The organism is Bacillus sp. N12A5, assembly GCF_026790125.1.
In the GTDB taxonomy this organism is placed as follows: domain Bacteria; phylum Bacillota; class Bacilli; order Bacillales; family Bacillaceae; genus Bacillus.
In genome coordinates, this window is record NZ_JALAMR010000008.1 from 149,262 (window position 1) to 162,928 (window position 13,667).

The window sequence follows — 13,667 nt, forward strand, 5'->3', positions numbered from 1 at the left end:
ACAAAATGTATTTTTATTAAATATAATTTATTTTTATACAAAAAAGAAACACGGTTGAGAGGAGATTTTTATGATGTCAGAACAGAAAAAAGTCGTATTAGCATACTCAGGAGGTCTCGATACCTCAGTTGCAATAAAATGGCTTCAGGAGCAAGGCTATAATGTGATCGCCTGCTGCCTGGACGTCGGTGAAGGCAAAGATTTGGCATTTGTTCAGCAGAAAGCGCTGGAAGTCGGCGCGACAAACTCCTACGTGATCGATGCGAAAGAAGAATTCGCACAGGATTACGCGCTTGTCTCTCTGCAAGCCCACACGATGTATGAAGGGAAATATCCGCTCGTTTCGGCATTATCTCGACCGCTGATTGCGAAAAAACTGGTTGAAATTGCGGAAAAAGAAGATGCACAGGCGATTGCGCACGGATGCACGGGAAAAGGAAATGACCAGGTTCGGTTTGAAGTCTCCATTAAATCATTAAACCCTGACCTTGAAGTCATCGCGCCGGTACGCGAATGGCAGTGGTCACGTGAAGAAGAAATTGAATATGCGGCTAGCCGCGGCATTCCGATTCCGATCAATCTTGACAGCCCGTATTCTATTGACCAAAACCTCTGGGGACGCGCAAATGAGTGCGGCATTTTAGAAGATCCATGGGCGGCGCCTCCGGAAGGTGCATACGATTTAACAGCTCCGCTGGAAAAAACGCCGGACACGCCGGAAGTAATTGAAATTGCATTTGAACAGGGTGTTCCGGTCTCCATTGACGGAGTATCCTACTCGCTTTCTGAATTGATTTTGAAGCTGAATGAAATGGCAGGCGCACACGGTGTCGGACGTATCGACCACGTGGAAAACCGCCTTGTCGGCATTAAATCCCGGGAAGTATACGAATGCCCAGGTGCGATGACACTGATCAAAGCGCATAAAGAATTAGAGGATTTAACACTGGTGAAAGAGGTAGCTCATTTTAAACCGATCATTGAGCAAAAAATGTCAGAAATCATTTATAACGGCCTATGGTTTTCCCCATTAAAAGACGCGCTGCACGCTTTCTTAAAAGAAACGCAAAAGCATGTCACAGGCATTGTCCGCGTGAAGCTGTTTAAAGGCCATGCGATAGTTGAAGGCCGTAAATCAGAATACTCTCTATATGATGAAAAACTTGCAACATATACAAAAGACGATGCGTTTGATCACCATGCGGCAATCGGATTTATTGAGCTTTGGGGACTTCCGACAAAAGTGAACAGCATCGTGAAAAAGAAGGAGCAGATTCAAGCATGAAGAAGCTTTGGGGAGGCCGATTTCAAAAAACACCGGAAAAGTGGGTCGACGAGTTCGGCGCGTCCATATCATTTGACCAAAATTTAGTCACTGAAGATATTACAGGGTCTCTCGCACATGCTGCCATGCTGAAAACATGCGGTATCCTGACAGCGGAAGAAGAACTGAAAATCCGTGAGGGACTGAATACCCTTCTGAAAAAAGCAGAGAAGGGGGCATTGGAATTCTCAGTTGATTATGAGGATATTCATTTGAACATTGAGAAAATGCTTATTGATGAAATCGGCCCTCTCGGCGGCAAGCTGCATACCGGCAGAAGCCGGAACGACCAAGTGGCGACAGACATGCATTTATACTTGAAACATCATGTCGTCCACATCATCGAGCTGATTGAGGCATTCCAGAGCACGCTGATCGAAAAGGCGGAAGCGAACGTTGAAACGATTCTGCCGGGCTACACACATCTGCAGCGCGCCCAGCCGATTTCATTCGCTCACCACCTGCTTGCGTATTTCTGGATGCTGGAGCGCGACAAGGAGCGTTTTCAGGATTCAATGAAGCGGATCAACAAATCTCCGCTTGGCTGCGGGGCGCTCGCGGGAACAACCTTTCCAATCGACCGTCATTATTCAGCAGAGCTGCTCGGTTTTGATTCCATTTATGAGAACAGCCTGGACGGCGTCAGCGACAGAGATTTCATTTTGGAGTTTTTAAGCAACAGCAGCATGCTGATGATGCACCTGTCCCGTTTCTCTGAAGAAATCATTCTATGGTGCTCTCAGGAGTTTAAATTCATCGAACTTGACGATACGTACGCAACGGGAAGCAGCATGATGCCGCAGAAGAAAAACCCTGATATGGCAGAGCTGATCCGGGGCAAAACAGGACGCGTTTATGGCGATATGATGGGGCTGTTTACGATTATGAAAGGTCTTCCGCTCGCTTACAACAAAGATCTGCAGGAAGATAAAGAGGGCATGTTTGACACAGTGAAAACGGTTGAGGGCAGCCTGCAAATCTTCACAGGCATGATTCAAACAATGACTGTAAACAAAGAGGTCATGAAGAAAGCGACAAAACAAGACTTTTCAAATGCGACGGAACTGGCTGATTATCTGGCGAAAAAAGGAATGCCGTTCAGAGAAGCGCATGAAGTAGTCGGGAAACTTGTGTACACATGTATCGAAAAAGGGATCTATTTAAGCGATTTGCCGTTTGCTGAATTTCAGCAGGCGAGCACACTGTTCGAAGAAGATATTTACACTGTGTTAGACCCTTATCACGCAGTTGAAAAAAGAATGAGCGCCGGAGGCACCGGATTCAAACAAGTGGAGCAGGCGCTTGAAAAAGCGAAAGCTTGCGTGGCAGCCGGAGTTTGTTAAAATTTCCTTCATAAAATCCCGTCATTATAGCCAACCTACCTCTATAATGATGGGAGGCAGAAGAAATGAAAAAAGAACCGGAACGCTATATATATGATGAACAAGAAAGCCAGGAGACAACAAGGCTCATTTCTGAAGCATATCAAAGCGGTTATGTTGATATGCCTGATCAGGAGTCTTCGTCTTCTGCAGAATAAGCTGTCTGTAAAGGCAGCTTTTTTTGTATGTCCAAGTGTAAAAAGTGATATTGATGGGCTTTTATAGTAAAGTAGAAGAAGAAACACTTTATTGAAAGCGGCGACGTTGCTTTGGGAGGTATTCATGTGCGACATGCTTTAATTACTGCCGGTTCGAAGGGTTTAGGCCGCAAAGTGACTGAGACGTTGCTTGCAAAGGGGTATTCAGTTACAGTCAATTACAGGCAGGATGAGGAGGCTGTCAGACGCCTGAAGGAAGCCTTTCCTGATTGTCTTGACCGGCTGCATTTTGTAAAAGGTGATGTCACCAAAAAAGAAGATCTGCTGCGCATTGCAGAGGCTGCCTTAAACCGCTTCGGTAGGATCGACTTTTTGATTAACAACGCGGGACCATACATATTTGAACGTAAAAAGTTAGCCGATTATACTGATGATGAATGGTACGGTATGCTGGAAGGGAATTTAAGCGCCGTCTTTCATTTATTCAAAGCGGTTATTCCTATTATGAGAAAACAGCAATTTGGACGCATCATCACGTACGGATTTCAAGGCGCGGCGCACGCGCCCGGCTGGCTTCACAGATCGGCATTTGGCGCTGCGAAGGTGGGCTTGGCTTCTTTGACGAAGACCATTGCCATTGAAGAAGCTGAATACGGCATAACCGCCAACATGGTGTGCCCGGGAGACATTGTCGGCGACATGAAAGAAGCATCGATAGAGGAAGCCAGAATGCGAATCGGCCAAGAAAAAACGCCGATAGGAAGATCCGGCACAGGCGAGGATATCGCCCGGATTATCGCTTTCTTGTGTGAGGAGAACTCAGACCTTGTGACAGGCACTGTCATTGAAGCCACCGGCGGCCTCAATGTCATTAACAAGAATCAAGCAACATAAGTTTTTCAGTTTTTTAAAAAGGGAAAATAAAAAAATCAAAATCATGTGACGAGGTGAAAGAAATGAAAGTGACATATCACGGACATTCTGTAATCACAGTGGAAACGAAGGACCATCATATTATTTTTGATCCGTTTTTAACAGGGAATTCATTAACGGATATAAAGCCGGAGGATGTAAAAGCGGATGTCATCTTATTAACGCACGGCCACAATGACCATGTCGGTGATACTGAACAAATCGCCAAGCAAAACAACGCGCTGGTTATAGCCCCGAACGAGCTCGCTGTGTACTTAGGCTGGAAAGGCTTGAATGTTCATCCAATGCATATTGGCGGCTCCCGCCAGTTCGATTTTGGAAAAGTGAAGCTCACACAGGCCTTTCACGGATCAGCCATCACAGATGAAGAAAACAAAACGATCACATACACAGGGATGCCAGCCGGTATATTGCTGACTGTAGAAGATAAAACGATTTTCCACGCGGGCGATACGGCTCTTTTCTCTGATATGAAACTTATTGGCGAATTGAACCATATTGATCTTGCTTTCCTGCCGATTGGCGATAACTTTACGATGGGGCCTGAAGACGCCAAGCTTGCCGCTGAATGGCTGCGGGCAAAACAGGTCGTGCCGGTTCATTACAATACATTCCCGGTCATCGAACAAGACCCTGAAGCATTTGCTGACAGCCTGCCGGGCGGAGTCGGTAAAGTCATGTCGGTCGGTGAGACGATCGAGCTTTAAACGTGAAACCATCTCTTGGTTGACAGGAGATGGTTTTTTATTTTCCAGGCTCATTGCGTACAAATCCTCCGAGCCCTTATAATAAAAGCAGAAGACTGTCCTTAGAGGTGAAAGGCTTGGCGACGAAGCATGAACAAATTTTAACGTATATTGATTCACTGCCTGTCGGTGAAAAAATTTCTGTGCGAAGAATTGCGAAGGAAATGAAAGTAAGCGAAGGGACTGCGTACAGAGCGATCAAGGAAGCAGAGAATAAAGGGTTTGTCAGCACGATTGAACGTGTGGGCACAATCAGGATTGAGCAAAAGAAAAAAGAGAACATTGAAAAGCTTACCTATGCAGAGGTTGTAAATGTCATAGACGGACAAGTGCTCGGAGGACGGGCCGGACTCCATAAGACATTGAATAAATTCGTCATTGGCGCGATGGAGCTGGACGCGATGATGCGTTACACCGCAGCGGGGAATCTTTTGATTGTCGGAAATAGAATCAACGCACACAGACAAGCGCTTGAAGCGGGCGCAGCTGTATTGGTGACCGGGGGCTTCAACACGGATGACAGCATTGTGCAGCTGGCAGATGAGCTTGAGCTGCCGATTTTATCCACGAGCTATGACACCTTTACAGTTGCTGCAATGATTAACCGGGCGATTTATGACCAGCTGATCAAAAAAGAAATTGTCCTGGTGGAGGACATCCTAACGCCTGCTGACCGCACGGTATATCTTTCGCCTAAGGATAAGCTTGAAAAATGGTATGAGAAAAATTTTGAAACGGGACACGGCCGCTTCCCGGTGGTCGATGATCAAATGAAAATCCACGGCATTCTGACATCAAAAGATATTGCCGGCCATGACCGAAACGCACCCATCGAAAAGGTCATGACCAAAAACCCCGTAACGGTTATTGGGAAAACATCTGTCGCCTCAGCGGCGCAAACGATGGTATGGGAAGGGATTGAAGTGCTTCCTGTCACCGACGGCCACCAAAAACTGATCGGCATGATCAGCCGCCAGGACGTGCTGAAAGCCCTTCAAATGATTCAAAAGCAGCCCCAGGTCGGGGAGAAGCTTGATGATATCGTTTCAAGGGGATTTAAAGATGAGGATAATGAGAAAGAGGATCAAACGGTTTACGAGTACGAAGTCACGCCGCAGATGACAAATCAGCTCGGAACCATTTCTTACGGTGTGTTTACAACCATTTTGACGCAAGCGGCAAACCGGTTTTTGCGCTCGAAAAAACGCGGCGAACTCGTTATTGAAAGCATCACCATTTTCTTTTTGAAGCCTGTGCAGATGGAATCGGTCATCGAAGTCAGACCGCGCATCTTGGAGGCCGGCAGAAAGTTCGGAAAAATGGAAGTTGAAGTGCACAGCCAAGGCCATATCGTGTCTAAAGCGATGCTGATGGTTCAGCTGATGGAAAGAAGCTAAGGGACGTTCAGGCGCCCCTTACGCGTGATCTCTTTCAGCTTCTTTGGCGTGAAGGGGATTGTAATGCCTGTAGGCTTTTAAACCTGCCCAAGCGCTTCCTGCTCCGATAACGATAAAGATACCGCCGATCACTAACGTTAATACAGAATGGAATAATATCATTTGGTTGAGGCCGTAGAACAGGACAAGTGACCCTAAGGCCATGCTTGATTTTGCTGAATAGATTTCTTTTTCTAAAGATTGCTTTGCCCGTACGCCTTTTGCTTTGTAGAACACATAAAAGCAGGCTGAAAGCCCAATCAAAAAAACAAGAACCAGCATAAATGAAATCCTCCATCGTAAAAGTTTACAAACCCATTCTATACAAAAACGGGCTTGGTTTTGACGTTATTTTTCTTTTCCGTCGGCAGAGAATGTGATTTAATGAATAAAAACAATAAAGGAGTATCACATGAAAACAGAACTGATCAGAACCATATCATTATATGACACGATTATCTTACATAGACATGTGCGTCCTGATCCGGATGCCTACGGATCACAGTGCGGACTTACGGAAATCCTGCGGGAAACGTATCCTGAAAAAAATATTTTTGCGGTCGGCACGCCTGAACCGTCCCTCTCCTTCTTATATTCCCTTGATGAGGTGGACAATGAAACATATGAGGGCGCACTTGTCATTGTCTGCGATACGGCAAATCAGGAAAGAATCGACGATCAGCGTTATCCTTCAGGCGCCAAACTGATGAAAATCGACCATCATCCGAACGAAGATCCATACGGTGACCTTCTCTGGGTCGATACAAGCGCAAGCTCGGTAAGCGAAATGATTTACGAGCTGTATTTAGAAGGAAAAGAGCACGGCTGGAAGCTGAATACGAAAGCGGCAGAGCTGATCTATGCCGGCATTGTCGGAGATACCGGACGCTTCTTATTTCCGAATACTACGGAAAAAACATTAAAATATGCAGGCGAGCTCATTCAGTATCCATTCTCTTCCTCAGAGTTGTTTAATCAATTGTATGAAACAAAACTGAATGTGGTGAAGCTTAACGGCTTTATCTTTCAAAATGTGTCATTGTCCGAAAACGGTGCCGCTTCTGTTTTCATCAAAAAGGATACGCTTGAAAAGTTCGGCACAACGGCTTCTGAAGCGTCACAGCTTGTCGGGACGCTTGGCAATATCTCAGGTATTCGCGCTTGGGTGTTTTTCGTAGAAGAAGATGATCAAATCAGAGTCAGATTCCGTTCGAAAGGGCCTGTTATTAACGGACTTGCCAGGAAATATAACGGCGGAGGGCATCCGCTTGCTTCAGGTGCCTCTATTTATAGCTGGGACGAAGCTGATCGGATTTTAGCTGATCTGGAAACATTATGTAAAGAACACAAGTAGAGGGGAGACCCTCTCTCTTAGTGTTCATCTGTGACGGGGATGAACCAGCAGCCGAAATCAGTAAGGTCCTCGTAGACTTGGAGATTGTGAGATTGAAGTTCTTTTTTGATGAGGGAAGCGAGTGAGTTTGTTTCGGCATACGCAGAAAAACCTTGTCTGAGCCGGGCTGCTTGATCTTTTGCTAACTGACGGTCACTGTAAACCTCCATTTCTCTTCCTCCTTCCTTTCGCCATTAAGCCTCACATATAGTTTATAAAAAAGAATGGGAAAAAGCGACAGAAGTTTGGAGAATTTAAAAAAAATCCATAATTATGCGGCGAATGATATTTCAAGTTCTACCGTCAGTCTCGTATAAATAATTAATTCCTTGACCGTTGCCTCGTATTTTTTTTCGTTGATCATATAGACTTTGTTTTCAATTGTCCGTTTTAAAAGATCCTTTGTTTGATAGACGCTCTCTATGTCTTTTGTGATCACTTCTGAAATATTATCCTTTACATGTTCCTCGAATTTTGTTTTATCCGGCTGCGATATTTTATATTTTTCCCCATTCACTAATTTGACGCTGACACTTTGGATCAAGAGTTTTCTTTTATTGTCTTCATTCAGTTTATGGAGGTCTTCCTGATAGATCGAAATTTGATTGTTCAGGTCTTTTACGTGCTCTTTTTGTTTTTCGATGAGGCTGACCTGCTCCTCTTGGAATGTTCCATAAGTAAACAGGAAAAAGAACCAGCTGATTACAGCCCCGCACATCATTCCCGCGAAAAAACGCTGCCACCCCGGTTTTTTGTAATGCTGGGGGACCCTCATGAAGAAAGATGCTCCTGGGTCAGCCATGAAATAATGAGCCAGCCGCTTTGCGCGCCGCCCATAGCCGAGATAATCAAAAGAAGCTGCTTAAAGATATCCCTCGTGTTGCCCTCAAGAATGCCCCGTTCAAAGCTGTATACCGCATCAAAGGTGCCTCCGATAGCCGCGACAAGCGCCCATATTTTTAATTTGTTCGCAAGCTTTGTAATGGACGTAAGCGGTGCTTCGCCTGCTAAATATGCGCCGAGCCCTCCGATGAGTGCGCCTCCGATCAGTACCCCTAACGCTATGAAGTAGCTGTTGATAAAATTCACCATAAATCCTGCTTCCTGATCCATCTTTATCACCTCACCTTTTATATCATATTGAGCATTCAGGACAAGTATGATGATGAGTCAAAAAAGAACATTTGTTTCTTTTGGAAACCGGCCTTATAATGAAGAAAGAAATGGATCGTAATGAGAAAGAGGTGATAGCATGTCTTTTGTTCACCTGCAAGTGCATAGTGGGTACAGCCTGCTAAACAGCGCCGCGGCCGTGGAAGAGCTCGTCAGTGAAGCTGACAGGCTCGGATATGCGTCTTTGGCGCTGACAGATGATCATGTCATGTACGGAGCAATTCAATTTTATAAAGCATGCAAGGCGAGGGGAATCAACCCAATAATCGGTTTGACGGCTTCTGTTTTTACAGATGATAACGAGCTTGAAGCCTACCCGCTCGTGCTGCTGGCCAAATCAAATACAGGCTATCAAAACCTGCTGAAAATCAGCAGCGTCCTGCAATCGAAATCAAAAGGCGGGCTAAAACAGAAATGGCTTCACAGTTATCGGGAAGGCATTATCGCGATAACGCCCGGCGAAAAAGGATATATTGAGATGCTTCTTGAAGGGGGGCTGTTTGAACAGGCCGCTCAAGCCGCACTAGAATTTCAGTCTATATTCGGAAAAGGAGCTTTTTATTTCTCCTATCAGCCTTTTAAAGGGAATCCATCCTTGTCTGAACAGGTCCTAAAGCTGTCAGAAGAAACGGGTATCCCTGTGACGGCTACAGGCGATGTGCATTACATCAGAAAAGAAGATAAGACTGCCTACCGCTGTCTGAAAGCGATTAAAGCAGGCGAAAAGCTGACGGATGCACCCGCCGAAGATTTGCCTGATCTCGATTTGAAACCCCTCGACGAAATGCAAAACATTTATCGGGAGCATCCCGAAGCACTGCAAGCTTCTGTTGAGATCGCGGAACAATGCCGGGTTGATGTCAGCCTCGGGCAGACCCGTCTCCCGTCTTTTCCCACTCCAGACGGAACGCCCGCTGATGATTATTTAACGGACATCTGTATGGCAGGACTACACAGCCGATTTGGCAAGCCTGATGAACGATATCTTCGCCGTCTGCAATATGAGCTAGATGTCATCAAACGGATGAAGTTTAGTGATTACTTTCTGATCGTATGGGATTTTATGAAGCATGCCCACGAAAAAGGGATCGTAACGGGACCGGGAAGGGGGTCAGCAGCAGGCTCTCTTGTGGCTTATGTGCTGTATATCACAGATGTTGATCCAATTAAGCATCATCTGCTGTTTGAACGGTTTCTAAACCCGGAACGCATCAGCATGCCGGATATTGATATTGACTTTCCTGATACAAGAAGGGATGAAGTCATTCAATACGTTCAGCAGAAATACGGTGCGATGCACGTTGCGCAGATTATCACCTTTGGAACACTTGCGGCAAAGGCGGCGCTTCGGGACGTCGGCAGAGTATTCGGCGTCAGCCCGAAGGAGGCAGATCAGCTTGCAAAACTCATTCCTTCAAGGCCGGGCATGACGCTGGATGAAGCGAGACAGCAGTCACCGCAGCTGGATAAGCGGCTTCGGGAGTCAAGCCTGCTCCAGCAAGTCTATGCAATTGCCCGAAAAATAGAAGGGCTGCCAAGGCATACATCAACCCACGCAGCAGGCGTTGTCCTGAGTGAAGAACCGTTAACGGATGTTGTCCCGCTTCAGGAAGGGCATGAAGGGATATATTTGACGCAGTACGCGATGGATCACCTTGAAGACTTGGGCCTTTTAAAAATGGATTTCTTAGGGTTGCGCAACCTTACGCTCATCGAGTCCATCACGTCAATGATCGAAAAAGAAGAAAATATTAAAATAGATCTTTCACGTATTTCCTATCGCGATGACAAAACGTTTTCCTTGCTGTCAAAAGGGGATACGACAGGGATCTTCCAGCTTGAATCAGCAGGGATGAGAAGCGTCCTGAAGCGTCTTAAACCTTCAGGCCTGGAGGATATTGTGGCGGTCAATGCGCTGTACCGGCCTGGCCCGATGGAACATATACCGTTATTTATTGACCGTAAACACGGCCGGGCGCCTGTTCACTATCCCCATGAAGATTTAAGGAGCATCTTGGAAGATACATATGGCGTCATTGTATATCAGGAACAAATTATGATGATTGCTTCCCGTATGGCAGGGTTTTCTTTAGGTGAAGCGGACCTGCTGAGACGGGCGGTCAGCAAAAAGAAAAAAGACATCTTGGACAGAGAACGAAGCCATTTTGTTGAAGGGTGCTTAAAAAAGGAGTATTCTGTAGACACTGCAAATGAAGTCTACGATTTAATCGTCAAATTCGCAAACTATGGCTTTAACAGGAGCCATGCGGTGGCATACAGCATGATCGGTTGCCAGCTTGCGTATTTGAAAGCTCATTATCCGTTATATTTTATGTGCGGATTGCTGACAAGCGTCATTGGCAATGAGGATAAAATTTCTCAATATCTTTACGAAGCAAAGGGGAGCGGGATTCGTATCCTTCCTCCGTCAGTGAACAAAAGCAGTTTTCCGTTTACAGTTGAAGACGGATCTGTCAGATACAGCCTCCGCGCGATAAAAAGTGTAGGCGTCTCAGCAGTCAAAGATATATATAAAGCAAGAAAAGAGAAACCATTTGAAGATCTTTTCGATTTCTGCTTTCGTGTGCCGTCTAAAAGCGTCAATCGCAAAACGCTTGAAGCACTTATTTTTTCTGGCGCGATGGACGAATTCGGCCATAACCGGGCTACGCTGCTCGCATCCATTGACGTTGCTTTGGAGCATGCTGAGCTATTCGCTGCAGATGATGATCAAATGGGATTGTTTTTAGATGAATCGTTTTCGATTAAGCCGAAGTATGTGGAGACGGAGGAGCTCCCGCTTGTGGATTTGCTTGCGTTCGAAAAAGAAACGCTTGGCATTTATTTTTCAAATCATCCGCTCTCTGCCTTCCGCAAACAGCTGGCTGCTCACGGTGCAGTGACTATTTTGCAGGCCCAGCAGGCAGTCAAAAGGCAGCTTTCTCTCGGAGTCCTGCTGTCGAAGGTCAAAACAATTCGGACAAAAACAGGTCAAAACATGGCGTTTTTAACGCTCAGCGATGAATCCGGCGAAATGGAAGCCGTTGTTTTCCCTGAACAATTCAGGTTGCTTTCTCCCGTTTTAAGGGAAGGCGCCCTTTTGTTCACAGCGGGGAAATGTGAAGTAAGGCAGGACAAGGTTCAGTTCATCATGTCCCGGGCAGAATTATTAGAAAATATGGATGCAGAAAAAGCGCCATCGGTTTATATAAAAGTAGAAAGCAGTCAGCACAGCCAGGAGATCCTGGAAAAAATTAAGCGCATTTTGCTGGAGCATAAAGGGGAAACAGGCGTTTATCTCTATTATGAAAGGCAAAAACAGACAATTAAGCTTCCTGAGTCGTTTCATATCCATGCGGATCACCAGGTGTTATATCGCTTAAAAGAGCTGTTGGGTCAAAAAAACGTCGTTTTAAAACAGTGGTAACGATGCACTTTTTGTTATACAATTGGAGCAATTATGTGATCCTGTTTAAATATTCAGATAGATTAACTCCGCAGAATGCAGCAATCAACGCAGCAGTATACGAATCAAAAAAATATCCATAAGGAGTGTTTAGGAGAATGTCATTAAGAGAAGAAGCATTACACCTGCATAAAGTCAATCAGGGGAAACTGGAGTCTAAATCAAAAGTAGAAGTCAGAAACGCGAAAGATTTGAGCCTTGCTTATTCCCCGGGTGTTGCTGAACCATGTAAGGATATCCATGAAGACATTAACAAAGTATATGATTATACAATGAAGGGGAACATGGTAGCAGTTGTAACTGACGGGACAGCTGTGCTTGGTCTTGGAAATATCGGCCCGGAAGCCGCACTTCCTGTTATGGAAGGAAAAGCTGTTCTTTTCAAAAGCTTTGCGGGCGTAGATGCGTTCCCGATTGCTTTAAACACAAACGATGTTGATAAAATCGTTGAAACTGTAAAATTGCTTGAACCGACATTCGGCGGCGTCAACCTTGAAGATATTGCAGCGCCAAACTGCTTTATCATTGAAGAGCGCCTCAAAAAAGAAACAAACATTCCGGTTTTCCATGATGATCAGCACGGTACTGCCATTGTAACTGTTGCAGGCCTTGTTAACGCGCTGAAACTGTCTGGAAAATCCATGTCCTCCATTAAAGTTGTCGCAAATGGAGCCGGTGCGGCCGGTATTGCGATTATCAAGCTTCTTCACCATTACGGTGTACGCGACATCGTGATGTGCGATTCAAAAGGGGCGATTTATGAAGGGCGCCCGAACGGCATGAACGATGTTAAAAACGAAGTGGCGAAATTCACAAACCAGGACCGCAAGGATGGTTCTCTGAAAGATGTCATCGTTGATGCTGACGTATTTATCGGTGTGTCTGTAGCAGGGGCGCTAACAAAAGAAATGGTACAAAGCATGGCAAAAGATCCGATTATCTTTGCGATGGCCAATCCAAATCCGGAAATTATGCCGGAGGATGCGCGTGAAGCTGGTGCGAGCGTTATCGGAACGGGCCGTTCTGACTTCCCGAACCAAGTAAACAATGTTCTTGCATTCCCTGGTATTTTCCGCGGAGCGCTTGACGTTCGTGCCACTCACATTAACGAGGAAATGAAAATTGCAGCGGTTGAAGCCATTGCTTCACTGGTTTCAGAAGATGAGCTTAGCGCAGATTACGTCATCCCTGCACCGTTTGATAAACGTGTTGCGCCTGCTGTTGCGAAGGCTGTGGCAAAAGCGGCAATGGAAACAGGTGTCGCAAGAATCACTGTTGATCCTGAGGAAGTTGCTGAAAAAACGAGACAACTTACGATTATTGGTGAATCATTTTAATTCATTCCAAAAATGGCAGCGCGTTGGCGGAGACCGGCGCGCTGTTCTCAAGTTAAACTCGCGGCTGAAATTTTTTTAGGGGTTGATCTTGAAAAAATTTCAGCTGGGTTTAACATTATTTTTGAATGCGCTCTCAATCCTGTCGGTTCAACGCTTAATCTGATTTCTCACGAGCCTTTCCGAACGCGTCATTGAATAAAAAGATGTCGAATTGAGGATGACAGCGTTTGACAAAAAAAGTACAATAGTTTCGGTAAAGTTATTAGCAAGTCTATCTGATTGATGACATGCGGTGAAGAGAACCCTTCACAAAAGGGAG

The 13,667-nt window shown here is 45.5% G+C and carries 13 protein-coding genes; 9 read left to right on the top strand and 4 right to left on the bottom strand.

The window, feature by feature from the left end:
- Positions 1-73: 73 nt before the first annotated feature.
- From MOC09_RS10130 to MOC09_RS10155, 6 genes are all read left to right on the top strand, one after another.
- Entirely contained in the window at positions 74-1,285 is a 1,212-nt protein-coding gene (locus tag MOC09_RS10130) for an argininosuccinate synthase (protein ID WP_268358969.1), read from the top strand.
- Positions 1,282-2,667, top strand: coding sequence for an argininosuccinate lyase (gene argH, locus MOC09_RS10135; protein WP_268358970.1), 1,386 nt, complete (start codon positions 1,282-1,284; stop codon positions 2,665-2,667). Before MOC09_RS10130 ends, argH begins: the two co-directional genes overlap by 4 nt.
- A gap of 65 nt (positions 2,668-2,732) precedes the next feature.
- Positions 2,733-2,864, top strand: a complete 132-nt coding sequence (locus MOC09_RS10140; protein ID WP_003237840.1) for a hypothetical protein — start codon at positions 2,733-2,735, stop codon at positions 2,862-2,864.
- A gap of 126 nt (positions 2,865-2,990) precedes the next feature.
- Positions 2,991-3,758: an SDR family oxidoreductase gene (locus tag MOC09_RS10145; RefSeq protein ID WP_268358972.1), complete on the top strand. Its 768-nt coding sequence runs from the start codon at positions 2,991-2,993 to the stop codon at positions 3,756-3,758.
- A 62-nt stretch (positions 3,759-3,820) separates the two neighbouring features.
- Complete coding sequence (locus MOC09_RS10150) at positions 3,821-4,504, top strand: metal-dependent hydrolase (RefSeq protein ID WP_003245964.1); 684 nt, start codon at positions 3,821-3,823, stop codon at positions 4,502-4,504.
- 116 nt (positions 4,505-4,620) lie between these two features.
- Positions 4,621-5,940, top strand: coding sequence for a CBS domain-containing protein (locus MOC09_RS10155; protein ID WP_268358973.1), 1,320 nt, complete (start codon positions 4,621-4,623; stop codon positions 5,938-5,940).
- An 18-nt stretch (positions 5,941-5,958) separates the two neighbouring features.
- On the opposite strand, the gene MOC09_RS10160 is transcribed toward MOC09_RS10155, so the two are convergent.
- Entirely contained in the window at positions 5,959-6,261 is a 303-nt protein-coding gene (locus MOC09_RS10160; RefSeq protein WP_268358976.1) for a YtpI family protein, read from the bottom strand.
- A 130-nt stretch (positions 6,262-6,391) separates the two neighbouring features.
- Between MOC09_RS10160 and nrnA the strand changes: the two genes are divergently transcribed.
- The gene (gene nrnA, locus MOC09_RS10165) at positions 6,392-7,333 is read left to right on the top strand and encodes a bifunctional oligoribonuclease/PAP phosphatase NrnA (RefSeq protein WP_268358977.1); all 942 of its coding nucleotides are present in this window, start codon (positions 6,392-6,394) and stop codon (positions 7,331-7,333) included.
- Between the two features lie 17 nt (positions 7,334-7,350).
- On the opposite strand, the gene MOC09_RS10170 is transcribed toward nrnA, so the two are convergent.
- The 3 genes from MOC09_RS10170 to ytrH form a co-directional block, all read right to left on the bottom strand.
- A complete protein-coding gene (locus MOC09_RS10170; protein WP_003229407.1) occupies positions 7,351-7,542 on the bottom strand; it encodes a hypothetical protein in 192 nt (63 codons plus the stop codon).
- Between the two features lie 101 nt (positions 7,543-7,643).
- Positions 7,644-8,147: a sporulation membrane protein YtrI gene (gene ytrI, locus MOC09_RS10175; protein ID WP_268370420.1), complete on the bottom strand. Its 504-nt coding sequence runs from the start codon at positions 8,145-8,147 to the stop codon at positions 7,644-7,646.
- The gene (gene ytrH, locus MOC09_RS10180; protein WP_268358980.1) at positions 8,144-8,485 is read right to left on the bottom strand and encodes a sporulation membrane protein YtrH; all 342 of its coding nucleotides are present in this window, start codon (positions 8,483-8,485) and stop codon (positions 8,144-8,146) included. The genes ytrI and ytrH overlap by 4 nt, the downstream gene beginning before the upstream one ends.
- A gap of 139 nt (positions 8,486-8,624) precedes the next feature.
- Here ytrH and dnaE point away from each other — a divergent pair, with 139 nt between their 5' ends.
- Together dnaE and maeB are read left to right on the top strand one after the other, a co-directional pair.
- Positions 8,625-11,972, top strand: coding sequence for a DNA polymerase III subunit alpha (dnaE, locus tag MOC09_RS10185; protein WP_268370422.1), 3,348 nt, complete (start codon positions 8,625-8,627; stop codon positions 11,970-11,972).
- 137 nt (positions 11,973-12,109) lie between these two features.
- The gene (gene maeB / locus MOC09_RS10190; RefSeq protein ID WP_268358984.1) at positions 12,110-13,348 is read left to right on the top strand and encodes an NADP-dependent malic enzyme; all 1,239 of its coding nucleotides are present in this window, start codon (positions 12,110-12,112) and stop codon (positions 13,346-13,348) included.
- Positions 13,349-13,667: the final 319 nt, after the last annotated feature.